19 protein-coding genes and 2 pseudogenes are annotated in these 25,231 nt (G+C 61.8%); 17 read left to right on the forward strand and 4 right to left on the reverse strand.

The window, feature by feature from the left end; genetic code table 11:
* The first annotated feature begins 22 nt into the window (after positions 1–22).
* Positions 23–1,369 carry an MFS transporter gene (locus tag AC3IF1_RS19810; RefSeq protein WP_489219005.1) on the forward strand — a complete coding sequence of 449 codons (1,347 nt, stop codon included), beginning with the start codon at positions 23–25 and terminating at the stop codon, positions 1,367–1,369.
* A gap of 61 nt (positions 1,370–1,430) precedes the next feature.
* Entirely contained in the window at positions 1,431–1,664 is a 234-nt protein-coding gene (locus AC3IF1_RS19815; RefSeq protein WP_489219006.1) for a hypothetical protein, read from the forward strand.
* 257 nt (positions 1,665–1,921) lie between these two features.
* Here AC3IF1_RS19815 and tnpC read toward each other — a convergent pair.
* Positions 1,922–3,070, reverse strand: a pseudogene (gene tnpC, locus AC3IF1_RS19820) (IS66 family transposase); the annotation flags it as partial.
* Positions 3,071–3,569: 499 nt separating this feature from the next.
* Here tnpC and AC3IF1_RS19825 point away from each other — a divergent pair.
* The 6 genes from AC3IF1_RS19825 (at position 3,570) to AC3IF1_RS19850 (ending at position 13,326) form a co-directional block, all read left to right on the forward strand.
* Positions 3,570–5,402: a hypothetical protein gene (locus AC3IF1_RS19825; protein ID WP_489219007.1), complete on the forward strand. Its 1,833-nt coding sequence runs from the start codon at positions 3,570–3,572 to the stop codon at positions 5,400–5,402.
* A 33-nt stretch (positions 5,403–5,435) separates the two neighbouring features.
* Positions 5,436–6,604, forward strand: a protein-coding gene (locus tag AC3IF1_RS19830) for an IS3 family transposase (protein WP_489220288.1) whose coding sequence is annotated in 2 segments (ribosomal slippage) — positions 5,436–5,700 and positions 5,700–6,604 — 1,170 coding nt in all. Because the reading frame shifts where the segments join, the coding sequence is not laid out codon by codon here.
* Between the two features lie 183 nt (positions 6,605–6,787).
* Positions 6,788–8,989, forward strand: coding sequence for a GmrSD restriction endonuclease domain-containing protein (locus AC3IF1_RS19835; protein ID WP_489214872.1), 2,202 nt, complete (start codon positions 6,788–6,790; stop codon positions 8,987–8,989).
* 687 nt (positions 8,990–9,676) lie between these two features.
* Complete coding sequence (locus tag AC3IF1_RS19840; RefSeq protein WP_489219008.1) at positions 9,677–10,069, forward strand: DUF3768 domain-containing protein; 393 nt, start codon at positions 9,677–9,679, stop codon at positions 10,067–10,069.
* A gap of 378 nt (positions 10,070–10,447) precedes the next feature.
* Positions 10,448–11,281 (forward strand): glutamine amidotransferase-related protein, encoded by an 834-nt coding sequence (locus AC3IF1_RS19845; protein WP_489219009.1) that lies wholly within the window; start codon positions 10,448–10,450, stop codon positions 11,279–11,281.
* 665 nt (positions 11,282–11,946) lie between these two features.
* The gene (locus AC3IF1_RS19850) at positions 11,947–13,326 is read left to right on the forward strand and encodes an FAD-dependent oxidoreductase (protein ID WP_489219010.1); all 1,380 of its coding nucleotides are present in this window, start codon (positions 11,947–11,949) and stop codon (positions 13,324–13,326) included.
* Positions 13,327–13,352: 26 nt separating this feature from the next.
* Here AC3IF1_RS19850 and AC3IF1_RS19855 read toward each other — a convergent pair whose 3' ends face one another.
* A complete protein-coding gene (locus AC3IF1_RS19855; protein WP_489219011.1) occupies positions 13,353–14,186 on the reverse strand; it encodes an IclR family transcriptional regulator in 834 nt (277 codons plus the stop codon).
* Positions 14,187–14,296: 110 nt separating this feature from the next.
* Between AC3IF1_RS19855 and AC3IF1_RS19860 the strand changes: the two genes are divergently transcribed.
* The 9 genes and pseudogenes from AC3IF1_RS19860 (at position 14,297) to AC3IF1_RS19900 (ending at position 23,761) form a co-directional block, all read left to right on the forward strand.
* Positions 14,297–15,445: an alpha/beta fold hydrolase gene (locus AC3IF1_RS19860; protein ID WP_489219012.1), complete on the forward strand. Its 1,149-nt coding sequence runs from the start codon at positions 14,297–14,299 to the stop codon at positions 15,443–15,445.
* A 110-nt stretch (positions 15,446–15,555) separates the two neighbouring features.
* Positions 15,556–16,986 (forward strand): sodium:solute symporter family protein, encoded by a 1,431-nt coding sequence (locus AC3IF1_RS19865; protein WP_489219014.1) that lies wholly within the window; start codon positions 15,556–15,558, stop codon positions 16,984–16,986.
* A gap of 287 nt (positions 16,987–17,273) precedes the next feature.
* Positions 17,274–18,584 (forward strand): MFS transporter, encoded by a 1,311-nt coding sequence (locus AC3IF1_RS19870; protein ID WP_489219016.1) that lies wholly within the window; start codon positions 17,274–17,276, stop codon positions 18,582–18,584.
* A gap of 26 nt (positions 18,585–18,610) precedes the next feature.
* A complete protein-coding gene (locus AC3IF1_RS19875) occupies positions 18,611–19,468 on the forward strand; it encodes an isocitrate lyase/PEP mutase family protein (RefSeq protein ID WP_489219017.1) in 858 nt (285 codons plus the stop codon).
* Between the two features lie 61 nt (positions 19,469–19,529).
* A pseudogene (locus AC3IF1_RS19880) lies at positions 19,530–19,715 on the forward strand (IS630 family transposase); the annotation flags it as partial.
* A gap of 509 nt (positions 19,716–20,224) precedes the next feature.
* Positions 20,225–20,593 carry a hypothetical protein gene (locus AC3IF1_RS19885; RefSeq protein WP_489219018.1) on the forward strand — a complete coding sequence of 123 codons (369 nt, stop codon included), beginning with the start codon at positions 20,225–20,227 and terminating at the stop codon, positions 20,591–20,593.
* 231 nt (positions 20,594–20,824) lie between these two features.
* Positions 20,825–21,106 carry a hypothetical protein gene (locus AC3IF1_RS19890; RefSeq protein WP_489219020.1) on the forward strand — a complete coding sequence of 94 codons (282 nt, stop codon included), beginning with the start codon at positions 20,825–20,827 and terminating at the stop codon, positions 21,104–21,106.
* A gap of 545 nt (positions 21,107–21,651) precedes the next feature.
* Positions 21,652–22,722 carry an IS630 family transposase gene (locus AC3IF1_RS19895; RefSeq protein ID WP_489219021.1) on the forward strand — a complete coding sequence of 357 codons (1,071 nt, stop codon included), beginning with the start codon at positions 21,652–21,654 and terminating at the stop codon, positions 22,720–22,722.
* 77 nt (positions 22,723–22,799) lie between these two features.
* Positions 22,800–23,761, forward strand: a protein-coding gene (locus AC3IF1_RS19900) for an IS630 family transposase (protein ID WP_243969804.1) whose coding sequence is annotated in 2 segments (ribosomal slippage) — positions 22,800–23,151 and positions 23,151–23,761 — 963 coding nt in all. Because the reading frame shifts where the segments join, the coding sequence is not laid out codon by codon here.
* A 374-nt stretch (positions 23,762–24,135) separates the two neighbouring features.
* On the opposite strand, the gene AC3IF1_RS19905 is transcribed toward AC3IF1_RS19900, so the two are convergent.
* A complete protein-coding gene (locus AC3IF1_RS19905) occupies positions 24,136–24,402 on the reverse strand; it encodes a hypothetical protein (protein WP_489219023.1) in 267 nt (88 codons plus the stop codon).
* Positions 24,403–24,405: 3 nt separating this feature from the next.
* Complete coding sequence (locus tag AC3IF1_RS19910; RefSeq protein WP_489219024.1) at positions 24,406–25,170, reverse strand: Crp/Fnr family transcriptional regulator; 765 nt, start codon at positions 25,168–25,170, stop codon at positions 24,406–24,408.
* Positions 25,171–25,231 lie beyond the last annotated feature (61 nt).

A 25,231-nucleotide genomic window follows, 5' to 3' on the forward strand; every position in this document is an offset into this window, starting at 1 on the left:
GCCCGTAGCAATGGAGGATGTAATGGCCGAGGGTTCTCAGGTCGTGGCCTGCGGCCTGCCCGACGAAGCGACCTCGGTGCTGAAGACCTCGTCGCAGCCCGGGCCGACCGCCCGCGTGGTCGTCGCCAGTGCGTTCGGCACGATCGTCGAGTGGTACGACTTTTTTGTCTACGGCACCGCCGCGGCACTCGTATTCGGGAAGCTGTTCTTTCCTGCCACGGATCCGCTGGTCAGCACACTGGCCGCCTTCAGCGTCTACGCCGTGGGATACCTCGCCCGACCGCTCGGTGGCCTGATCTTCGGGCACTTCGGGGACCGTCTCGGCCGGCGCTCGATGCTGGTGCTGTCGCTGCTCCTGATGGGTTTCGGCACCTTCTTTGTCGGACTGCTGCCGACCTACGAGCAGGCCGGCATCCTCGCCCCAATCTGCCTCGTGCTGCTCCGGCTCATCCAAGCGATCGGGCTAGGGGGCGAATGGGGCGGCGCGGTCCTGATGGTCGCGGAGACCGCTCCTGCTTCGAGGCGCGGGCTCTATGGTAGTTTCGTCCAGCTCGGCAACCCTGTCGGCCGCCTCGTCGCCACGGGCGTATTCGCGCTGGCCACGCGCCTGCCGGATGCCGACTTCCTCAGTTGGGGTTGGCGCATTCCCTTCCTCGCGAGCATCGTGCTGGTTCTTGTTGGACTGTTCATCCGGACCCGCCTCGACGAGACGCCGGCGTTCAAGGATCTCCGACGAAGCGGTGCGACCGCACGGATGCCGGTCCTTGAAGCATTGACCGCTTTTCGCCGCGAGACGGTGACCGCGATCGGGCTCAAAGTGACCGAGGTCGCCTGGGTCGGCATCCTGACCGTTTTCGCCGTTTCCTACCTCACCACACAGCTCGGCATGGCAAAATCCTTCGTGCTCGACGCGGTGACGTTGGCGACCGTCGTCGAGCTCTTCGTGATGCCGCTGTCAGGCTGGCTGTCGGACAAGTTCGGGAGACGTGTGATCTACCTCATAGGGACGGGCTTCGGAATCGCCTTCGCGTTTCCTCTGTTCTGGCTGCTCGCTACGCGCGATCCCACGATCATCCTCGTCACCATCGTCATGGGCATCTGCTTGGCGCAAGGCATGGTGTTCGCTCTCCACGCGAGCTTCATGCCGGAGCTGTTCGGCACGAGGGTGCGCTACAGTGGCATATCTCTCGGCTTCCAAATCGGTGCGGCGATCGGGGGCGGTTTGACGCCAGTCATCGCCGCAGCCTCTGTCGGCTGGAGTGGTGGCTCGACGTGGCCGATCTCGCTGTTTCTGACGATCCTCGGGATGCTGACGTTCGCGGCCGTGCTCAGCACGCGCGAGACGTCGGGCTCCCAGATGGAAAACTAAATCATCGCGCAGACCGACAGCAGACCCGAAGACGTGATTATTTGCGTGTCACGAGGCCACGATGAGCTCTAGTGCGCCGGTTGATCCGAAAAGCCTCGCTTCTCTGCGCCGCATCGCTGATGTGCTTGGAAAGCCGCTCGACACTTTCTTCCAGGACGAGCCGCCGACCGAAGAAATTCGACTGCTTGAACTGTTGCGTCTGTGGGATTGCATCACAGACCTGCAGGCCAGGAGCCGTTTGCTAAGCGTTGCGCGGAGAGCAGTGGCGCGAGGGGGCAGAGCTAAGGTGAATTGACGATTTTCTTACAGGGTTTGATATTTCAACCTGGCTAGCGATGCGGTCGACCGTTGATCGAAGGCGCAGACGGACAGGTACAACGTAAGCTCTGATGCCAATTTGCAGCCGAACCTCTGGCGCACCGAGCAGATTTTTTACGGCGTCCCGGTCAGACTTAGCGTCCGGACTCATAACCAGTAGCTGACAGTTGCGGCGAAACAGAGTAAGCATCCGGCCTGGGCCGCAGGGCTGCTGATCCGGATAGGCGGGACGCGTCAGGCTGCGTTGGCGACGGGCTGATCACCGGCGGATTGTCGCCAGTTCCAGGGCAGCAAGGCATCGAGGTCGCGGGCGGGGTGGTCGTTGATGCGCGCGAGCACGTCGGCCAGCCAAGCCTGCGGATCGACGCTGTTGAGGCGGGCGGTCTGGATCAGCGTGTACATCACCGCCGCGCGCTCACCGCCGCGGTTGGAGCCGGCAAACAGCCATGCTTTTCTGCCCAGGGCGATCCCGCGCAGCGCCCCTTCGGCCGCGTTGTTCGAGAGGCAAATACTCCCGTCATGGACGACGCGCTCGAAGGCGGCCCCGCGCTTGAGCATGTAGTCAAAAGCCTTGGCCACGTCGGCATGGCGCGAGAGCCGCGCCCGCTCGGCTCGCATCCAGGTCTCCAGCCCAGTCACAAGCGGTGCGAGGCGCTCCCGCCGAGCAGCAAGGCGGGCGGCGATGTCGAGGCCGTTGATCTCTCGCTCGATCGCGAAAATCGCGTCGATGCGCTCCACCGCCGCTAGCGCGAGCGGCGCCAGCACCGGCAGCCGGCCGCACGCCTTGGCGGTGACGTCGGCGAGTACGAAGAAGCGGCGTCGCGCGTGGGCCCAGCACGCCGCCTCGACGAGCGGTCCGGGACAGCGCGTGGGGGTGTGGAGCCGGTTGAATCCGGCAAACGCGTCCGCCTGCAGCACGCCGGTGAAGCCGTCGAGATGGCGCTCGGCGTGCTCGCCCCTGCGATCCCGCGAGAACTGGAACAGCGCAGCCGGCGGGTCACGACCGCCGAACGGCCGGTCGTCGCGCACGTACACCCAGGCTCGCCCGGTCGCGGCCTTGCCCTTGGCCAGGATCGGCACCGGCGTGTCGTCGGCATGCACGCGGTCGCCGGCCAGCACGTGGGCGCAGATCCGCTCGACCAGCGGACGCAGCAGGCCCGCGCAGCCACCGACCTGATCGGCCAGGGTCGAGAGGCTGATCGGCACACCCTCGCGGGCATAGCGCTCCGCCTGCCGGTTCAGGGGCTGGTGCTGCCCGTACTTCTCGAACAACACGCAGGCTAGCAGGTTCGGACCGGCAAAGCCGCGCGACAACACGTGGAAGGGGGCGGGTGCCTGGGAGATCGCCTCGCAGGCGCGGCAGGTGAACTTTTCCCGCACGTGACCTGACCGGTATTTTGGACCGGGCCAGGTGTGAGGCTACTGCATTGTAGCGGCGGTGGTAGGCGGAAGGCCAGATCCGGGAAGCTGCCGGGCGCGGGCGGCCAATAGTCCAACGACGCATGAAGTCGGACGCGGATGTAAGTGCTCTGCCATCGACCGATTACGATCTGCGCTTCCAGCGTGAAACACTTTCTCGTGAAGGCACGCGTCGGCTCAAACTGGCTCAGCATAGGCACGTCCCCTTTCGCGATCCGGTTTTATTCCGAGTTCGTCCCCAATTCGTCTGACTAGGGCTGACCATTTCAATCCGCTCAGTCCAAAGCCAACCGAACAGGTCACCGCGTGTCGCGACGCTAAATCGGGCTTGCCGACCAGTCTCCCATTCAATACTGATACCGACGAAATACGCGACATGCCTTTGCGCCTAGGGACGAGCCATATGAGCGCTGGAATACTTTTTATAGGGCTCGGAGTGCTATCGGGAGCGATATGCGCATTCTTGATCCACCGCCTATTGCCTATAATCCAAACAGCATCCAATGTAAGTTACCATAAGAAACCAAAGACATATATTTTGGTATTCGTTACAGTCCTGCTGCTTAGTTCGGCAATCATATCAATTATTCTGAAAACATTCCTTGTTCTATGGCAGGGAAGTAGGCAGGATGTTTGGGAAGACGGGGCCATACAATACCAAAAGCTTACCAGCTTTACGGCGCAACAGTTCATGATCGGCGCTGTAATCGGTTATTTAGTCCATTATCAGCTAAAACTTTATTACACTGACGATTTGAAGGAGCGGCAACTAAAACTGCGCCGCGCTCTTAATATACCAATTTATGGGTTGGCTGCGTTCGCACTGCTGTCACCCTATTTCGACCGCCTACTTCCTAATGCAACGTCAGTCGAAATATCAACAATCGGGAAGATTACATTTGACGCAAGGCAGTCGACTCAAACACAAGCGGGAACGTTCATCGCAGGACCGGGCGGATCATCGGCTATCCAAGTTGGCGCAAATGATCTTCCGTCGGCCATCGATACAATAATGAACATATCTGAAGAAGAGTCACAAAATGGCAAACCGACACCGGATGCTTGCCACGGAATGATGCAACGCGACAAAAAATACATTTCAATAATTGATAGTATAAATCCATCTGAATCGAGAAGTGCCGATCAAGATCAAGTGACCCTAAAGAACTACGAAAGCGACCTAGAATTTCTTAATAAACTCAAGCCTGTTGAGATGTGTCTAAAGGCATATTCCAATCGATACCTTGATTACAGGCTTCTACTAATAGATATCAAACCATTCATTCAGGCCATGAGTGCAATGGTAAATCGCCCTGAAAATATCAACAAGGCGACTATCGTGTCAGGCCTTATGAAAAATTCGATAGGATCGTTGATAAATCAGGCTCAACTGTACATCTCACTCGCTGGAGACAAAAATGAGATTTGCGAACATGCGAAACAAGCGATTGCCTCAGCCGACTTCGCGCCTACGCTGGCAAACAACGCTTTGCCATACAAAACCATTCTTCTTAGCTATGTTTTGAGCGCAGTCGGCTCTTCGGACCGGGCTATATTGGAACTCGCCACTTGGATCGAAATTAATCGTGCCAAAGCGCATCCATGGCATTTGATGCGAGCTCAGATTGAGCTGGCAATTCTACTATCAAACAATCTACCGGACGCAGAAAGGAATCCGTTTTATTATAATTATGTTTCTCATACATTCCCAGCTTATCAGTCACTTCTTGGCAATCCCCAATTAGAGAAATGGTCAAGTGAGTGCAGAACAAAATCGTACTATGAAAGACTGCTAATGTCGAGTTTTACGTCTGCGGCTAATGCATATGTCAAATCAGCCGCAAATTTAGACCGAATATCTCCGGCGATCATAAAGATTTCGAAAAACATCAAGAATGTAGACTTCTCTTGCTTTGGCGATATCCGAGGGTTCAAGGGCGAAGAAATGGGTTGGCAGGCTGCCATCTTGACGAGCCATGCCTCGGCACTGCTTGCGGCGTCATATAGCGATCGAATGTTTGGTAAAGAAGAGGAGGCCGATCAGAAGCGGTATCGTCAGGAGGCGCGGCGTAATCTCGTTGAAGCAATTAGACTTTTGAATGCATATGACCAAGATCAAAAGAGCAAATCCGGCGTTGGCACGTCACCTCAGGCCGAACCTGATTGCGGTGAATCAAAAGTAATCACATCGGATGCTGATGGCGAATTATCAAGCGCGACCAAACGCGCTCAAGAGATACTAGCTCGGCCCAGATGGGGCGATGTGGCCTGCCCCCTGAAAAGTGGTCCTCCCTGAGGTATGGCTTCGCGCCATGTGGAGGATGTTATGATGCGTCGGAAGAAGCATACGGCTGAAGAGATCGTCGCGAAGCTGCGTCAGGTCGATGTTTTGGTCTCGCAGGGCCGCAAGGTCTCCGAAGCAATCCGATCCATCGAGGTGACGGAGGTCACGTACTATCGTTGGCGATCCGAGTACGGCGGCCTGAAGGGTGATCAGGTCAAGCGGCTGAAGTCCTTGGAGACGGAGAACCTGCGCCTGCGTCGGGCGATCTCGGACCTGACGCTGGAGAAGCTCATCCTGAAGGAGGCAGCTTCGGGAAACTTCTGAGCCCGGCTCGCCGCCGGGCTTGCGTCGACTACGTCGTGGCCGAGCATGGCGTGTCGGAACGGTTCGCTTGCCGCGTTCTTGGTCAGCACCGCTCGACACAGCGCAAGCGCGCCGTGGTGGTCGAGGACGAGGCGGCATTGACCGCCGCCATCGTCGCACTGGCTCTCCAGTACGGGCGCTACGGCTACCGTCGGATCACGGCGATGCTCCGCCGCGATGGCTGGACGGTGAACGTGAAGCGGGTCGAACGGATCTGGCGGCTGGAGGGGCTCAAGGTTCCAGCGCGACAGCCGAAGCGAGCCCGCCTCTGGCTCAACGATGGCTCCTGCCTCCGTTTGCGGCCGGAGCGGCCCGGCCACGTCTGGTCTTACGACTTCGTCGAGCACCGCACGCACAATGGGCGCAAGTATCGGATGCTGAACGTGGTCGATGAGTTCACCCGTGAGTGCCTGGCCATCCGTGTGTCCCGTAAGCTGAAGGCGTACGACGTGATCGATGTCCTCTCGGATCTGTTCAGCCTGCGCGGCGTGCCCGAGCATATCCGTTCGGACAATGGCCCGGAGTTCATCGCCAAAGCCGTCCAAGACTGGATCACAGCGGTCGGCTCGAAGACGGCTTACATCGAGCCGGGCAGTCCTTGGGAAAACGGGTACTGCGAGAGCTTCAACGCGAAGCTACGGGATGAACTCCTCAACGGCGAGGTGTTCTACACCCTCAAGGAAGCCAGCGTCGTGATCGAGCGATGGCGGAGGTACTACAACAGCATCCGACCCCACTCGTCACTCGGCTACTGCCCGCCTGCGCCGGAGGTCGTCATCCGGCCACCGGAACCGGGCGGCTCAGTACCGTCCGCTCGCCCCGCCATCGTCACGCGACCGACGATGCACTAACTTCAAACCTGGGCCACCGGATGGGGGCAGGCCAGAGACCACCCCCGACTCGAATAGTAGGTTGGCATCGACAGCATGCGAAACGAGGCTTATGCCTTGCACAGTTCCGCACGTGGTTCGGTAGGGTGCTCAGCTACGATGCCTCTGTTCACAACGACGTCATATCCTCTATCGTCATTGGTCGTGGACATCGAGCACGGCAAAATTGGCCTCCCCGACCTACAACGTCCCTTCGTCTGGCCGAACGTCAACGTCAGGAACCTCTTCGACTCCCTCTACAAGGGTTACCCTGCCGGTTACCTGTTATTTTGGGAAACCGGCATGGACAGCGCCGTCAAGGCGATTGGTGCCGCGGCCGATAGCAAGCCCGCCTCCCTGGCGATCGTCGACGGCCAACAGAGACTGACCTCACTTTACGCGGTGATGAAAGGTAAAGAGGTCTTGCGAGCCGATTTCCGTAAGGAGCGGATCAAGATTGCCTTCGACCCCTTGAAAGAGCGTTTTGATGTCGCAGACGCCTCTACGATCAAGGACAAATCCTACATCCCGGATATCTCGGAGATATGGAAGACGGGCACCGCCCTATATCCTTTTGCGTCCGCCTTCATAAATGATTTGAAGAAATCACGTGAAGTTTCAGAACTAGAGATCAACAAAATACATCAATCGATCAGCGAACTGCATGCGCTTCAATCATATTCGTTTACAACCCTGACTTTGAACGCCTCGGTCGGACCGGACATTGTCGCTGAAGTGTTCGTCCGAATCAATGGTGAAGGCAAGAAGCTAAACCAATCCGACTTCATCATGACCCTCATGTCGGTGTCGTGGGAAGAGGGGCGTGTTGAGTTGGAGACCTTCGCGCGCGCGGCTACCTTGCCGACCCCCGACAGGGCGTCCCCGTTCAATCACTTCATCAAGCCGGCTCCGGATCAGATGCTCCGTGTCAGCGTCGGCCTGGGCTTGAAAAGAGCACGGCTAGAAAACGTCTACGGCGTCCTCCGTGGGCGGGACGCCATGACGGGGGAGGTCGACAAGGAAAAGAGCAAGGCACAATTCGCGATGGTGGCAGAGGCGCAAACCAAAGCCCTAAACCTCACGAACTGGCACTTTTTCCTCGGCGCTCTATCACTCGCAGGCTATCGCCACCAAAATATGATTTCGTCCCAGACGGCGATCATATACAGCTACGTTCTCTTCATGATCGGCATCGTCGACCACAGCATTCCAAAAACAATCATGCGTCAGGCTGTGGCCGAGTTCTTCTTCATGGCCTCAATGACTGGGCGTTATACGAGTTCTCCGGAAACCAGCTTTGAATTCGACATCGCACAGCTGCGCGGTCTTCAATCGGGCGAAGCCTATCTCGCTATGCTCCGTCAAATCTGCGAAACCACACTAACGAATGACTACTGGGAGATCACCCTACCAAACGCGCTGGCCACGGCCGCCTCGCGCAGCCCCTCTCGCTTCGCCTACCAAGCGGCTCTCGTATTGCTGAACGCAAAGGCACTCTACAGTCCCTTGAAGGTCGCGGATATGATCGATCCCGCGGTGAAGGGTCCGAAGGCCGCTTTCGAACAACATCATCTTTTCCCCCGCGGATACCTCAAGAAACAGGGGATCACAGAGATTCGCGAGGTCAATCAGATCGCTAACTTCGCTGTAGTCGAGTGGCCGGATAACCTCGTCATTTCCGACAAAGCCCCCAAGGACTACGCGCCTGCGTTCGACGCGGCCATGAGTGGGCTCGATCGTGATCAGATGCTCAAGTGGCATGCTTTACCTCATGAATGGTGGAGCCTGCCATACGAAGAATTCCTCAAGGCACGCAGGTCGCGAATGGCCGCGCTCATTCGGGAAGCTTACAGCAAGCTTTGCAATCACGGACCGAAGCCGGAAACTCTTGCTATTAACATTCAGGAACTTTTAGCCTCGGGTGAAGGCGACGGCATCGAGTTTAAATCGACATTGAGAACCAATTTACATACCGGTCAATTTGACGAGAAGATGCATCTGGCCTCACTCAAATCCATCGCAGGCTTCATGAACGCTAAAGGCGGGACGCTTCTGATCGGGGTTTCGGACGCCGGGGTTGCCCTCGGACTTGCGGCGGATGGGTTCGAGAATGAAGATAAGATGGGTCAACATTTAATCAGCTTGATCAAGGGGCGGCTCGGCGATGTGTTTCTAACCTACGCGCACGTGCATTTTGAGGACAGCCAGGACAAACGCGTTCTCGTTGTGCGGGCAGATCCGGCTTATAAGCCATGTTTCGTGAAGGACGGAAACACGTCGCGTTTCTATGTCCGGGCCGGCAACACAACGCAGGAGCTGGCCGGCAACTCTCTAACTGATTATGTTCAGCAGCGATTTAAGTCGTGATATAACCGTGTCGCGGCTGGTGCTGAGGTAGCGGCCCTCACGTTGTTAACCGAGCCTAGCGTTTCAGACTAATCCCACTCATCCTGAATCCCGCAGTGACGCAGAGACTGTTCCGAGTTGTTCGTTGACTGTGAAAAAATTTGAATAAGGCCGATGATCGAGTCGCTTCAAATTCGAGCTGGACGGGTAAATGCCGTCGACCAGGCTGAGCTTGGCCATAAGCGTGGGCGATCGGCTCGGCGTTGATCACAACGATCGTAAAACCAACGAACGGCGTTCTGACGTGTTCTGGGGGGCGTTTGGCAGCGTTGTGCTAGAGTTTGAGTGCATCGACGGGGGTTGGGCGACTGCATCCCGGCGCCTGGCCGCCACCCCACACCTACCGCTGCAAAACTCCGTGTAGCTCATGCATCTCGTGTAGGGGCGACGAGAAACCTGCCGTGCACCTCTGACCGAAGCTCTTGGCTTCAAGCCCTGCCGCCGCCGTAACCTTGATTTAATGCTTATATTCCTATATTTGATACGCCTCACCCTCCGTCGATCGCAGGCTTGTAATGCCGCCACCGCCCCTCCGACGAATATCGCCAGCACGGGCAAAAGGTGCCAGGGCCGCAGTCCGTCAAACCTATCTTACCGACATCACGCAGGGGTCCCTCATGGGCCCCTTCTTCGTTTCAGGAGCGCCTCGTGACCATCACGATTCTGAACGCCGCCAGCCACCGATCCGCGCCTTCGAAAGATAGCCCCGCATTGCACGACCCCGCCGAGCGGGTGCGGGCCCTGAACGATGCCTTCCGGCGCAGCTTTGCCGGTGGGCGGGTCGTCGTGACCCCGGCGGTGGTCGAGCTGCAGGAGGCAGACCGAATCACCCTGCTGCTGGCCGTGCAACGCTTCGCCAGCTTCGACGCCGACAACGACCCTGACGGCGAGCACGACTTTGGGGCGGTCGAGGTCGGGAGCGAGAGCTTCTTCTGGAAGATCGACACCTACGACCGGGCGCTACTCGGCCATTCGCCGGATCCGGCCGACCCCGGGGTGACGACCTGCGTGCTCACCATCATGCGCGCCGACGAGTATTAAGCTGTGAGCGCCGGCCTTCCCATGGACCCGAACGCCAGCCGTGGCGAGGCTGGCGACACGCCAAACTCCATCTCGACCGAGACAACAACGGGTGCGGCACCGACCCGGCGGCGTTTGCTGGCCCTTATGGCCTCCTGGCGACGGCAGCGGATCAGCCGAGCAGTGCCGCGCCAACCAACCGGTTGAACAGGACACCACCCCCAGACCTGATCCTCGCGCTGTTCGCGCGTTACCGAACCCTGCTGGCCAGGCACGAAGCCGCCCTCGCGGAGGCCGATTGGCTTGAGCCGGGATTGATCGCGGAAATCGGCTACCCTCGGGTGCGGCTTACCTCTGCCGACGGCACTCGACCCCGTTTCGCCGCCGACTGCGCCACCATTGAGCGGCACGTGCCACCGGGGCGGCAGCGCGAACGGCTTCAGCGGGCTTTGCAGGGCGGCCAGCGGCTTTGGGCTGAAGCGGCGGGCACGAGCCGGGCTGACCGCCGCGCTGGCCCGTGAGGCGGCCGCTGGCGAAGACGTTCTGGCCGCGGTTTCGACCCTGCTCGCCACGCCAGCCTCAACCGCGACATGGATCATGTTGAAGTTGCTGGTCCTGCTGAGCTGGCAGGAACCGGGCGCCTCACTTCGGGACACTCGCTGTCGGCGGCCGGTTCACGTCACCGCCCACCTCTACAAGGAGACGCCCGAGACGCGGCGCACAGTCGAGTTCATGCGTGCGGTCTTCGCCTCCGGCACGCCGTCATTCGGCTCGTGTGCGGGCCTTCAGGTAGCCACCGTCGCCGCCGGCGGAACGGTGCGCCCGAACGCACGTGGCTTCGAGGCTGCGTTCGCCCGGCGCATTACTTCGACCAAGCTCGGTCGAAGCCACCCGCTCCTGGCCGGGCGCCCGACCTGCTACGACGCTCCAGCGGTCCACACCGACGAGGTCGAGAGCCTGCCTGAAGGAGCAGTGCTCATGGCCAGCAATCGAGTCACTGAAGTGCAGGCCGCCGAGATCCGCTTTGATGGCGGGGCGTTCTGGGGCGTGCAGTACCATCCCGAGATCGCGCTCGACGAGATTGCCGAAGCCCTCCGCCGGCAAGCGGACGGCTTGATCGAGGCTGGTCTCGCCCAGAGCCGGGGCGAAGTAAGAGCCTACGCCGACCTCGTCGACGCGCTGCATCGCGAGCCTGGACGGCGCGACTTGGCCTGGAGGCTCGGGTTGGACTAGCAGGTGAGCGACGACAGCAAGCGCTTGACGGAACTCCGCAACTTCATCGAGGCACTAGTCAAGCCACGCAGAGCCTCGCGAGCCTGAGGCTGAGAACAGGTCCTCACTGGCTCAGCTGGGTGGTGGCGGACTTACTCTTCAACGTCGCATCGACCGGCCAAACGGATTTCCCGCCACCGTCCACCAGGTCTGGCCCCTTCAAAAGCGTTCCGCATGGATCAGGGTTTAGCAACGGCAGTCCTGTGCATCGTTGCCGGTGGTGTCGCCGCGCAGTGCCTTGCCGCTCGCCTACGCGTTCCAGCCATCGTTCTCCTGCTCAGGCTGGGCTTCCTGGTCGGGCCCGTGCTGGGGCTCCTTCAGCCGTCCGCTGCTCGGAGCGCAACCGATGATTGAGCTGGTGCTTGGCTTCCACGAGGGCAACCAGTCGCCGATCCTGGGCAAGTACCTCGCGCGTACTGCGGATTATTCGGCTGGCTTGGAAGGCCCGTCATCGACAGCCTGATGCAACCCGAGCGCGTTCGCGAGTTGCTGCCGAGTGTCGATTGAGCCTGCCGGATCAGACCGAGCCCGGTTTCAAAAGTCCCCATTGACGAGTGACCCCGACGTGCTAGCATTCTAAGAAATGAACTGATGCTTCGAATATGAAGCATCAAGGGAGGAATCAAATGCGTACGATCCGTGAGCCTGCGCGCGAGATCCCCGTCCTGATGGACGCCGACATCGTTGTCGTTGGTGGTGGTACGACCGGTCCAATAGCGGCCGTCGCCGCCGCACGCCGCAACAAAAAGGTTGTCTTGATTGAGCGTTTCGGATCCCTGGGCGGAAACCTTACGCTTGGCCTGAACACGAAGCCGTCCGGTGCACTCGTCGGCGGAATACCTCTGGAACTGTGGACCTTGGCCCGTGCATCAGGCGCGGCCGGGCTAGACTATTTCGCGGGGACTAAGACCGGAAAGGTAAAGATCGCCTCGCCTTGCGATCCTGAGATCATGAAGATGCTGCTGACCCGCATGTGCGCGGATGCGGGGGTCGAGATACTGTTTGAGACGGTCGTCTCACGGCCGGTTCTGGATGGAGACACTGTCACCGGCGTCGTGATCGAGAACAAGGCCGGCCGTAGCTTCATTGGCGCGAAGGTCGTCATTGACTGCTCGGCCGATGGCGATGTCGCGGCTGGTGCTGGTGCCCCGTTCGTGATGGGATCGGGTGAGGATGGCGACGCGATGAAGATGCAGCCGGTCGGCATGTACTTCACTATGTCAGACGTCGATGTAGTCGCCCTAGCCCGTTGGGCGCGGCAGACAGACGACATTCCTGCGCAGGCGATTCCCGACAATGACGCAGATCTGGACTACGGCTTGTGGCTGACAGGCTTCAATAACACAATCCGGGCCTACCGGTCTGCGACGGACATCGACTTGCCGCGCGAGAACATCACACTCAAGACGGCAAACGGCCTCATGTACGTGAATGCGACCCGCGTTCTTGGTGTCAACGTCTTCTCCCCGACCGAGTTCAGCGCCGCCGTTGTGGAGTGCTACCGGCAGATCGTCGAGTATGCCCGCTTCTTGGTCGCGAAGGTTCCAGGATTCGAGAAGGCGAAGATCGCTCAGATCGCGCCCGTCCTTGGCGTGCGGGAGACCCGGCATGTCATCGGCGAGTACACTCTGACCGAGAGTGACGTCCGTGGTGACAAGTCCTTCCCGGACAGCATCGCAGCCGACGTCTCTGCCTTCGATGTTCACGACGTAAAAGGTGGCGACGTCGACTTCCAGGGCTTGCGTCCCTACGAGCTGCCTTACGGCTGCATGGTGCCGCGCAGTGTCGAGCAGTTGCTGGTCGCCGGACGTTGCATCTCGGCAGACCATGCCGCCCACGGGCGAAGCCGCAACGTTCCAGCCTGCATGGCGACAGGGCAGGCAGCAGGCATTGCCGCAGCCATTGCGCTCGAGGGCAACACCACGGTGCGCTCGGTGCCCATCGAGCGCGTCCAGGCTGCGCTTCGCGAGATTGGGATGCCGCTGCACGCGGACGAACTTCGATGACGTTGTTTGGTTCGAGCGGCAGTGCCTCAGCCGCGCCAACCGAGTTGGGCGGAAACCCGCGCGGCGGCCAGCAGCACTTCATCGCGAACGGAGGCCAACTCCTTCAGCACCGTCTCGGAGTCGGACACGTTGATCGCCGCTACGATGCTGCCGTCCCGGTCCCGCACGGGCGCAGACAAGCTGACGATGCCACTGACGAAGCCAGATATGTTGGCGGCGTAACCCTGCTCGCGCTCGCTTTCGATGGTTGTGAAAAGCTCCGCCACCGTGGTCGGCGTCTGGTCGGAGAAAGCGTGCATTGTGACGCCTCGGTAGAGCGTCGCAAGATCGGCTTCAGTCATGCCGAAGAGCAGCGCACGGCCCGAGGCGACCGCGTGGCAGGGGTAGCGCGTTCCAACCGGTATGTCGCCGCGCAAGCGGTGATGGGAGGCGGCGTTCAGCACATAGACGATCTCCGTCCCGTCGCGCACACACATGTGGGCGGAGAAGCCGGTTCGGTCGCGCAGGGCGTAGACTGCCTCCCGCCCGCACGACACGACCTCCGTGCCTTGGAGATAGTCGAAGCCGAGCATCAACACTTTCGCCCCGAGCTGAAAGGCGTTGGAGTTCGGAAGACGTTGCAGGTAGCCGTCCCGCTCCAGGGTATAGGCCATTCTGAATGCCGTCGCCCGCGAGAGCCTCAGCTCGGAGGCGATGTCGGGCACGCTGATGACCCGTCTCTCACGGTGGAAGAGGGTCAGAATGGACAACCCGCGGCGAAGCGCCGTCACGATGTAGCGTGCCTGTTCCGGCTCGTCCTGCGGCATCATAGGGCTGAGGGCTTCCTGATGTTTACGGCCACGTCCCTCGGGGACCGGCATGGTCGGATGTCCGTGAAACGCGAAGGGTTTGCAAGGCACCGGGTGGCGGCTCACGCTCGGCCGGGACGGTTCCGCACACCATCATGCCAACCCGCGCCGGGAGCCCGCGCATGAGCGATCCGCAGGCTGCCCTCGCCGCCCTTTTGCCGTCCGGAATCCGGTCACGGATCGTGCCGGACGTGAACGGTCTCACGTTCCACGTTCTTGAGGCAGGATGGGAGCAACCCGGGCGTCCAGTCGTGTTCCTCCTGCACGGTTTCCCAGAGCTCGCCTTCTCGTGGCGGCACGTCATGGGGCTGATTGCGCAAGCCGGCTATCACGTCATCGCCCCGGACCAGCGCGGATACGGACAAACATCACCGCATCCAATCCCCTTCGCGCAAGATCTCGCGCCGTACAGTATCCTGAACCTCGTTCGGGATATGGTTGCGCTCGCCGCTGCGCTCGGCGCGGATTCGGTTTCTGGCGTTGTCGGTCACGATTACGGAGCGTCAGTCGCAGCAGCCTGCGCGCTCGTGCGACCAGATCTGTTCCGCTCACTTGTGATCATGAGCTCGCCATTTGCTGGGCCGCCATCTTGGCCGCTCCCGCCGCCCCGCACGCATGATCCAATCAATGTTGATCTCGCTGCGCTTGAGCCGCCGCGCAAACATTATCAAAATTACTTCGCGACACCGCAGGCGAATGACGACCTGTGGCGATGTCCGCAAGGCGTCCATGCGTTTTTGAGAGCATACTATCATTATAAAAGTGGAGACTGGCCTGGCAATCGGCCGTTCGAGCTTGCCTCGTGGTCGGCGGCCGAGCTTGCGCGGATGCCGCATTACTACATCATGCCGCTGACGCAGGATATGCCTGCGGCCGTCGCGCCGGAGATGCCATCCCAAGTAGAAATCGATGTCTGTACTTGGCTGACTGAAGCCGAGTTATCGTTCTACAGCAGCGAATACACGCGTACCGGCTTCCAAGGCGGCTTGCAATGGTACCGCATGAGGATGGACGGCGGCCTGGCCCACGGCCTCGCGCTCTTTTCAGGTCGGACCATCGACTGTCCCGCGCTGTTCCTCTCCGGTGATCGCGATTGGGGGGCCTATCAGATACCGGGCGGTCTCAAGAGGATGCGGACCACCGTCTTCTCCGCCATGGGCGAGCCGCACTTCGTCGCGGGCGCCGGACACTGGGTACAGCAAGAGCAGCCCGAAGCGACCGGGTCCGCGGTCGTGACGTTCCTGCGCGAGGCCGGTCAGGCATCGACCTAACGCGCCGGCCGTCACGCAGTGACGGCACGAAAAACGAGGCCAGCGTCACGCCGAAACGGGCCAGCGTCCCGTTCGGAAAGAGGGCGCGGTAAACCCGGGAGGAAAGGGTTATGGAGGCACTTAAAGCACAGGGGACGGTCCTCACGGTCACGGTGACCATGATCGTCGCGTATCTCGCAGTCACGACCTGGCTGACGTACCGCTACCGTGCCAAGACATCGGCGGATTACATGGTTGCGGGCCGTTCAGTTCCAGCGGTAGTCATCGGCGTACTCATGATGTCCGAGTTTATCGCGCCGAAATCAACCATCGGCGTTGCTCAAGCCGCGTTCGAGTCTGGCATGGCGGCTTCATGGGCTGTCGCAAGCGTTGCCCTCGGCTTTCTACTGTTCGGACTAGGATTTGCCAAAAAGTTGTACGCAACAGGGGAATACACAATTTCGGCCGCCATCGCAAAGAAGTATGGCCGCTCGACACAGCTCACAGTCTCGCTGATCATGATTTACGCGCTGCTTCTCGTGCTCGTCGCGCAATATGTGAGCGGTGCCGCTGTCTTGGCATCCGTCTTCGGCCTCCCTTTAGGGGGCTCCTCTCTTCTGATCGCCGGCATCAGCACGGCCTACTGCATGATCGGCGGCCAGAAGAGCACGGCATACGTCTCGCTCATGCATACTGTCCTCAAGATCATCGGCGTTGCCATCGTCTGCGCTGCCGCGCTGACCATGACCGGCGGCGTCACGCCAGTGATGGCCGCGCTGCCGCCAAGCTACTTCACCTGGGATGGATCCATCGGACTGACGACAATTATCGCATGGACCATCGCGAGCGTCGGCGCGATCTTCTCGACGCAGTTCATCGTCCAGGCGATCTCGTCGCTCAAGGGACCCCAGGATGTACGGGGCGCCTGTGCCGTCTCCGCGTTGCTGTGCTTGCCGGTTAGCCTCGCCCTCGGCTTCATCGGGGTCTCTGCGAAGTTTCTGTTCCCGGAAATGCAGAGCCTCTACGCATTCCCAGTGTTCCTGAACCACCTGTCGCCATTCCTTTCAGGCGTCGTGATGGTCTCAATTATCGCATCGATCCTAGTGGCCGTCGGAACAGTTGTGGTCGCGGCCTCCGCTCTGATCGTCCGGGACTTCTATGTTCCGATGTGCAAGCCGACCCCTGAGCGGGAGCTTAGGGTGTCCCGATTGCTCGCTATTCCGATTGGCTTCCTGCCGTTGCTGCTCGTCTTTTTTGCCCCACAGGTGCTTCACCTGTCGTTCTTCACTCGGGCATTGCGGCTGGCGGTCACGGTTGTGGCAGTTTTTGCCTTCTACTTCCCACGCTTTGGCAGCAACCGTGGTGCAACGCTTGGCCTGATCGGCGCGGCTGTGACTACGACGGGTTGGTACATGATGGGCGATCCTTTCGGGATCGACGACATCTACATCGCGCTCATCACGCCGGCGGTGGTGATCGGCCTAGAGCGGCTGCTTCGTCGCGATGGAGGTAGTGTCGCCGCGCCAGATCAGGTTGCAGCTATCCCAGCACACGTCCCGTGAAAGCGACGCGCCTTCCGAATTGAAAAGGGCGCGGACAGTCCCGCGAACGATAAGCGCGAACGACTGTCCTCTCCGGGTTTCGAAGGAGTGGGAACCCAGGGGGCGGTCGCGTCGGTCAGCGTGATCTGCCGTGAAGGCTGTCGCCGCCCAAGCCGGCTTGGCCGCGGGCCGCGCGCTGACGAAACTGAAGTGCCTCCTATCGCTGCCCCTGAGATGCCTTTCACGCTGACATGCCGGCTTGGTTCCGCACCGAGACGGAGTCAGTCCAGTGCGCCCGGAGGAAACCGTTGGCCATCACCCAAAACGTCGCCGGGACGATAGCGCGGGTCGCATCGCCGAGCATCGGGTACTACCAGCGTTCTTGGGCGATCCTGACCGTCGCGTGGCTCGTCTACTTCGTGGACGTGTTCATGCGCTATAACATTCCGACGGTGATGCCGATCCTCCGCTCCGAGTACCACTGGAGCGCCGCAACGGTGGGTTGGGTCGATTCGGCTTACCTGTGGGCCTACGCCTTGACGCAGATCCCTTGGGGCTATGTTAGCGAGCGGTGGCTCGGCGCCAAGTGGACGGTGACCATCGGCACCGCCCTTATCGCCGTCGCGAGCGTGGCGTTCGCATGGCACATCGAGAGTTTGGCGCTCGGGATTGCAGCCCGGGCTGTCATCGGAGCCGGCGCCGCCGCGATTTGGGTGCCCTTGAACCCGGCACTCGCCCGTTGGTTCGCCCCCACTCACCGCGGGCTCCAAACCGGCATCCTCGGCTCAGGTGGCGCGGCGGGCACGCTGGCCGGGGGCGCCCTCATGCCCATCCTGGTGTCCGGTTCGGTGACACTGTTCGGGCTCTCGGCCATCCAGACCGGCTTCCTCTGGTCAGCCCTGCCCGGATTGGCGATGGTCCTCGTGGTCCCAATGGTCATTCGGGATCGGCCCGAGAAGGTCGGGCTGCGCTCCCTCGACCTGCACCGGCTGGGCGAGGAGGCCGAGGCCGTAGGCCCCGGCTTCCTCCACGTCATGACGCATTCCGGATATCCCTACCTGCTGGCCGGGGTCTACGCCGGATATCTCGGTGCGTTGTACTTCATCTGGACCTGGTTCGCCTCGTACCTCAACGCCTCCTACGGCATCAATGTAAAGGCGGCCGGCATCCTTTGGGCGCTCGCTGCGTCGGTCCCCGGCTTTATCAGCCAGCCCTTCGCGGGTTGGATGTCGGATCGGATCGGCCGCGTGCGGGCCGTCTCGGCGGCTTTACTCGCCACCGCTTTCTGCGGCTGCGGCTTCGTGGCTGCCGATCTCCTGGGCCCTTCCTCGGTTCCCTGGGAAGCGGTCCTGGCACTTGCGGTCATGTTCTCGTTCTTCGTGAACATGTGGGTTCTGGCTTGGCCGTTCACGACGCTTATGTTCCCGACGTCGGTCGGCGGCCCTATCGGCGGGTTCATGAACACGTCCGCGCAACTCGTCGGCGCCGCTGCGCCCGTTGTGTCGGGATACATCATCGATGGGACGGGATCGTATCTGGGCGTCTTCGTGATCGGGACCGCGTGCGCACTGGGCGGTTTCGTCGCCGCCCTCTTCCTCAAGGAGCATCGCGTCGTCTGAGACGGGCTGCGGCATGGAGATCTGACATGGGTAAGGCATATGAGAACCGGCACCGGCTCAAGGAGCGGATCGCCCATGGAGGGACGCTCATCGTGCCAGGGGCGCACGATCCAGTTTCCGCGATGCTCGTCGAGCGTGCCGGGTTCGAAGCCGTCTACGTGGGAAGTTACGCGACGGCAGCCGCGCGGCTTGGGATGCCCGACGTCGGCCTCGTGACCATGGAAGAGATGGTGGCACACGCCCGGGCCGTGACCGACGCCGTCTCTGTTCCGGTCCTAGCCGATGCTGAAAACGGCTGGAACGCGGCGCCCAACGTGTGGCGCACCATTCGATCTTTCGAGCAGGCAGGAATCAGCGGCGTCCACGTTGAGGATCATGCCTTCGGAAAGCACGCACCGGTCCCCCAGGTCGTCGCGCCGCTCGACGAGATGGTCCACAAGGTTCGGGCCTGCATCGACGCGCGTGAAGACCCAAACTTCTTAGTTATCGCGCGCACTGATGTGATCTGGACCCACGGTGACATGGAGGAAGGCATCCGGCGCATGAACGCCTTCACTGAGGCCGGGGCCGACGTCGTAATGGCGTCAGGGATCGGGCCGGACCGACTGCGGGAGGTCCGAAGCCGGATCAAGGGCAAGGTACTCATCACTGACACGCCCGGGAGCTCGGTCGCTGACGAGGAGCGGGCTGGCGCCGACATCGTCATTTACTACGGGTACACGCTGCTGGCCGCTTACTCGGGCGCACAGGCGGCGTTGGAAGCCCTCCGGCGAACACGCACGGCCGATGGTGTCCCCGGCGTCAGGGACAAGGTCGCGGAGTTCGAGGACTTCATAGGTTATCCTGGATTCACCGACCGCGCGCGGCGCTACGGCATGGCGTAAGCCTAGTGCACTGACGCGGTCATAGGATTCACGGAGGGCGTGATGCATGCGGGTCTGAGCGATGGCTCAGACTGTCTGCGTGCTCCTCGACGACGCCACCAAGTTAGCGTTGTCCAAGATCGCCGGAGATCGATCCCGCCCCCTTAAGCACATCCTGCGGGCGCGCATTGTCCTGCTCTCGTTCGAACGCTTGAGCGTGCAGGACGTGGCTCGGCAGGCCGGTGTCAGCCGGCCCGCAGTCTGGCGCTGTCGGGCATGCGCCCGGAGCCAAGGTAAGGGCGATCCCGTCAGGTCGTGCTGTCGCGCTGCCGTTTCCGGAGGAAGGAGTTTTTGAGCACCCCGACATGCTCGGTGGTGGGGAGTGGAGACACATTGCCGCTCCCCTCAGCGACTATGCCGGCGGTGTCCTACCCGACAACCTCGTGCGGGCTGTGCGTGGTGCGCAGCGGGTGCGCCAGATGACGCAAGGGGCAGTCGCACGTCAGATCGGGATCAGCCGTCCGCAACTCGCCAACGCGCTACAGGACCCGTTCGGCTTGAGCCGGAGTGCTGCTGCCAACCTGCTGATGTGGCTTGCTGCCTGAATTCCTTTGTCATCGCGCAGACGGCGCAGCCGTCCGCCGTCAGGCGGGATCGAGGGTGCCGGCTCGGGCCGCCGCTCGTCGCCCGCAGGGTCCCCCCCCCGCTTTCCGTCGCATAGCGTTCCTGGTCTCGCTCCCGTAGCTCGGCCGTACGGCTTCCGATTTCGCACCCACCATGCTCCCGAACGCCGCTGCCGTGTGGCGCAGCGCCCTTGAGGATCTATCCCCGCACGCCTCGCCCTGCCGGTATCTGACGCCTACCCGCTGGGTGCCGATCCGTGAGGCTGCCATCGATTTCTGCGACCGGCTCGGGGCTGAGGCCCATGCGCTCGGTTGGACGGCGGCCGAGCTGTTCGCGCTTCATCCAGAGCATGGAAGGCTGCGGCTCGACTACTGTGGGGTGATGATGGTCTCCGGGAGCAAGGCTTTGGAGGTGGAACCCACCAGGATCGTGTTCGCAGACGGCTCAGGCTACCGGACCAAGCAAGGTCAGGTCTGGGGCATTCCGGTCTGGGAGTATGTGAAGAAGGTCGCGGGCCGATGACGGAAGGGGCTCATGGCGGGATCGGCGGCACCGTCTCGCTCGTCGGTTTCACAGTCCTGGTTACTGCGCTGGCGGCCTGCGGGCTCGCCGGGCTGGTGTGATAACCCCCGGCCTGAAGTTCATCCCTGAGGACGGCGGCGGGGCCGGGATCCGGTTCCGGGTGCGGAAGGGGTAGGCGTTGGGGTGGTCAGGTCGTACCACCTAGCATCTGAAGGCGAAGGGCTATCTGAGATGAGCGACACGCCTGAACCCGACCGCGCCGCCCGCGTGATCGCCGAGAACGTCTACGTGGCGTTCTGCCAGCAAGCCACGATGCCTGCGCACCGGCTTGAGGAGCAGACGATCCTGACGCGCCTTGTTGAGGCGATCCGTCCACAGATCGGCAGCTCTCCGGGGGCGATCGTCGAGGCCGCCAACGTCGCCTTGTCGGCCTGGGAGCAGCGGGACCCCGATGTTCGCGGACCGCGTGTCGTGTCGGTCAATCAAATCGACGGTTCGGTGATCGTGGTTTAATAGTCAGTGAGCCAGTCCCTCACGCCTGTCCGTAGTTCACCGCCAACGCGTAGGCCAGGTGCACCGGAACGGATCTGCGGTCTGCGGGCTTACTCTGCCACTTCAGGGAGGACGATATGCTGACGGGTAGCCTGTTGTGGCTTTTAGGGGTGCCGATCCCCGTCCTGATCCTGCTCTGGTTCTTCTTCCTACGGGGACGGTAGCGCCGAAGCTGACTCTGCCAAGGCCGAGAGGCGGCTCAATAACGAAATGAACACGTTGCTGACTGTGCGTCAGCAGTTATGGGGCCTACGTCGCCTGAAAAAGCGTAGCCTTTCCCACTTCGGGCCAGTGCTAGGAAACGCCGTTGAGGCTCGGTTAACCGCCCTCCCCCATCCTGCATTTCGGGCCGCGTCGCGTATTCGGCTCCTCGCCGTGAGAAAAGGCATAAGCCCCACCAACCCGTGAGCAAATCGAGCGGCGGGGTCGAGTCGGGGATAAAACGGTCTAGTGCAGTGACGCGGACGGAGGATTCACGCTGCCGGCGAGACATGCGAGTCTAGGCCATGACTCAGACGGTATGCGTGCTTCTCGATGCGAGCGACGCGGCACGGCTGGTTGCGATTGCCAGCGACCGCTCCCGCCCGCTCAAACATATCCAACGCGCCCGCATCGTCCTGCTCTCGGCCGAGCGCTTGAGTGTCCAGGACGTCGCTCGACGGGCGGGCGTCAGCCGCCCGGCCGTCTGGCGCTGGCAGCAGCGCTACGCCGAGGCGGGTGTCGAAGGTCTGCTGCGCGACAAGACACGTCCGCCCGGCACGCCGCCCCATTCGACCGAGACGGTGGCCGCGGTCCTGGCGCTGACCTGCTCGGAGCCGCCGGGCGAGGTCACCCACTGGACCGGCCGGGCCGTGGCTCGCGTGGTGGGGATCTCGTTACGGGCCGTGCAAAGGATCTGGGACGCTCACCGCCTCCAGCCGCATCGTCTGCGCACGTTCAAGCGCTCGCACGACCCCGCCTTCGCCGCCAAGGTCGAGGATGTCGTCGGCCTCTACATGGACCCGCCCGCCCATGCGGTGGTGCTGTCCATCGACGAGAAGAGCCAGATCCAGGCGCTGGAGCGGACCCGCCCCGACCGGCCGCTCGCCCCAGGCCATCCCGCCGCCCAGACCCACGACTATACTCGTCACGGCACCACGACGCTGTTTGCCGCCCTCGACGTCCTGGCGGGCACCGTGCTCGGCCGCTGCATGCAGCGCCACCGGAACAGTGAGTTCGTCCGGTTCCTCAACGCCGTCGAAGCCGCCGTCCCGCCCGGCAAGGCGATCCACGCGATCCTCGACAACGTCGCCACTCACAAGCATCCGAAGGTGCGCGCCTGGCTCGCCCGGCACCCGCGCTGGACGTTTCACTTCACCCCGACCTCGGCCTCATGGCTCAACGCGGTCGAGGGCTTCTTCTCAGCGCTGACCCGGCGTCGGCTGCGACGCGGTTCCTTCACGGGTGTCGTCGACCTACAGGCGGCGATCAAACGCTACATCGCCGAGCACAACCGACGCGCCAGACCGTTCGTCTGGACCAAACCCGCCACCGACATCCTCGCCGCCGTCGGCCGATCCCCTGAACCATCCGTCTGAGTCAGTGCACTAGAGCTGTTCCCGGAGGCGTTGCGACGGAGCCGGGGTTGCCGCGTTGACCGGTTAAGGAGGCGGCAATGCCATCACCTTTATCAGTCGATCTGCGCGAGCGCGTTGTAGCGGCCGTGACCGAGGGCGCGTCTTTCCATCGAGCGGCGGCCCGGTTTGATGTGAGCGTGTCGAGTGCAAGCCGATGGTCGGCCCGGTTCGCGCAGGAAGGTCACGTCGCGCCCAACCCCACGCACAGCGGCGACCGCCTCTCGGGCATCGAAGCGCAGGCCGATCTGATCCTGTCCACCTACGAGGCCCGGCCCGAGATCTTCCTGCGCGAGTTGCGCGATGTCCTGGCCGCGCGGGGCGTGACGACCAGCACGAGCGGGCTGTCGCGCTTCTTCGCCCGCCACGGCATCAGCCGTAAAAAGGGGCTGTCTACGCGGCTGAGCAGGAGCGCGCGGATGTGAAAGCCGAGCGCCAAGCCTGGTTCGATGCCATGCCCGATCTCGACCCCGACACGCTGGTCTTCCTCGACGAGACCGCGGCCGCCACCAACATGGCCCGCCGCTACGGACGCGCCCCCCGCGGCGAGCGCTGCCGGCTGCTCGTGCCGCAGGGGCATTACAAGACCACGACCGTCACCGCGGCGCTGCGCACCACCGGCCTGTGCGCGCTCAGCCTCATGGATGGCGCCACGAACGGCCAGCGCTTCCGCAGTTACGTCGCCGACAACCTCGTCCCGGTGCTGCAAGCCGGCGACACCGTGATCCTCGACAACCTGCAGGCCCACAAGGTCGCTGGCGTGCGCGAGGCGATCGAGGCGGTGGGTGCCCGGGTCCTCTACCTTCCGCCCTACAGTCCCGACTTCAATCCCATCGAGCAGATCTTCGCCAAGCTGAAGCAGATGCTCAGGACTGCTGCCGCCCGCACCGTGCCCGACCTCTGGGCAACCATCCGCGAAGCCTTCACCGGCTTTACCTCAGACGAGTGCCGCAACTGCCTCACAGCTGCCGGTTACGAAAATGACTTGGCCGTCGCTACATAGGCGGGAACAGCTCTAGCGCGCTGCGCTAGTCGCGCTTGCGCGTTCGACGACAGCCCGCAAGGCGGCGCTACCCTCCATCGCGAACCAGGCGTGTAACGTGTTGGTGATTTCAGTTGTATCGTCCGGCTGCTCCCGGAACAGATCGGCTCACGCTGCACGAACATGTCGAGATAGCTCGTAGCCTTCGTCCGCGCGAGGTCGACTAGGGCATCGCTGAGAACGTGCCGCATCATCTTGCCGACCATGGCTGGTACGTACACCGCCTCGGCACTGCCTTGTTCGGGTTCGCTCACGGTTTGCCCTGTGGCCCCTGCCGCAGCGTCCCAATCGGAGTTTGCGTGCAGGATTTCCCATCCGATCACCGGCGAGATGGCTCAAACCGGCTTAAAATGTCGTCGCAGCCATCGCGTTGCATCTTCCAGAGCCGGAAAGGCAGGGACCCTCTGCCCTTGCAGCCGGCCGAACCCCGCCTCCATGAACCAGCCTCCAACATTGGCATGCTCGGGTTCGGCGAGGCGAACCAGCACTGCCACGAGCAGGCCGTTGGCGATCACCAGCATGCCGTCGTGGTCAAGGCTGCCCGTGTCGACCGCGATCGGCTGCAGCACAATCAGCGTCTCGACGTTGCCCCGCTCGGACATCGGCTAGCCCTCCTGGGCGCGGCCAGGCCAACTCAGGTCGCGGCGCTCTCCCCAACGGGTGTTGCGCAGGTGCAGGTAGTTCGGTGCGAAGCTACAGAAGGCCTTCATTCGCTCGACGTCGAGGATGGTCAGCACGCGTCGCTTGAGGTGGATCAGGCCGAGGGCGCGAAGCTCGCGCAGCGTCCGGTTCACGTGCACGTCAGACAGGCCCATCGTGTCGGCGATCTCGGACTGCGTGAGCGGAAACGCGTAGCTGTTGTCGGTAACACGTCCGACCGCTTCCAAGCGCATGAGAAGTTCGCACAGAAGGTGCGCGATGCGCTGGTCCGGAGCGCGCGCGCCCATGTTGACCAACCACTCGCGCAGGACGGCTCCATCGACCAGGGAGCACCACCAGAAGGCGCGCGCGATGCTCGGGTGCTGCGCTGCAATCTTATCGATGGCCCCGCGCGGGATATCAACGACCTGGCACGTCGAGATGGTGCCGATGGTGTGATCCATCTCGTCGAGGATGAACACGTTCAGGTCGCAGAAATCGCCCGGTACGAGGAGTGCCATGATCTGGCGCTGGCCGTCCGGAAGGACCTTGTACCGGCAGGCGAAGCCGTCGAGGATCAGCAGGACGTTATCGGGCTTGTCGCCTTCCTGGATCAGATCCTGGCGCGCTCCGACCTGCCGGACCTTGAGTATCAGGTTGTTCAAGGCCGAGCGGGCTTGGTCGGACAGCGGTTCAAAGCTCTCAAGCTTCCGCGTCAGCGCCTGCTGCATGGGGCTCACATCGCTGCACCTCGGTATCTGCCACTATGTCAGATATCCGACCAAATCTCCA

Source organism: Methylobacterium sp. E-012, assembly GCF_057836545.1.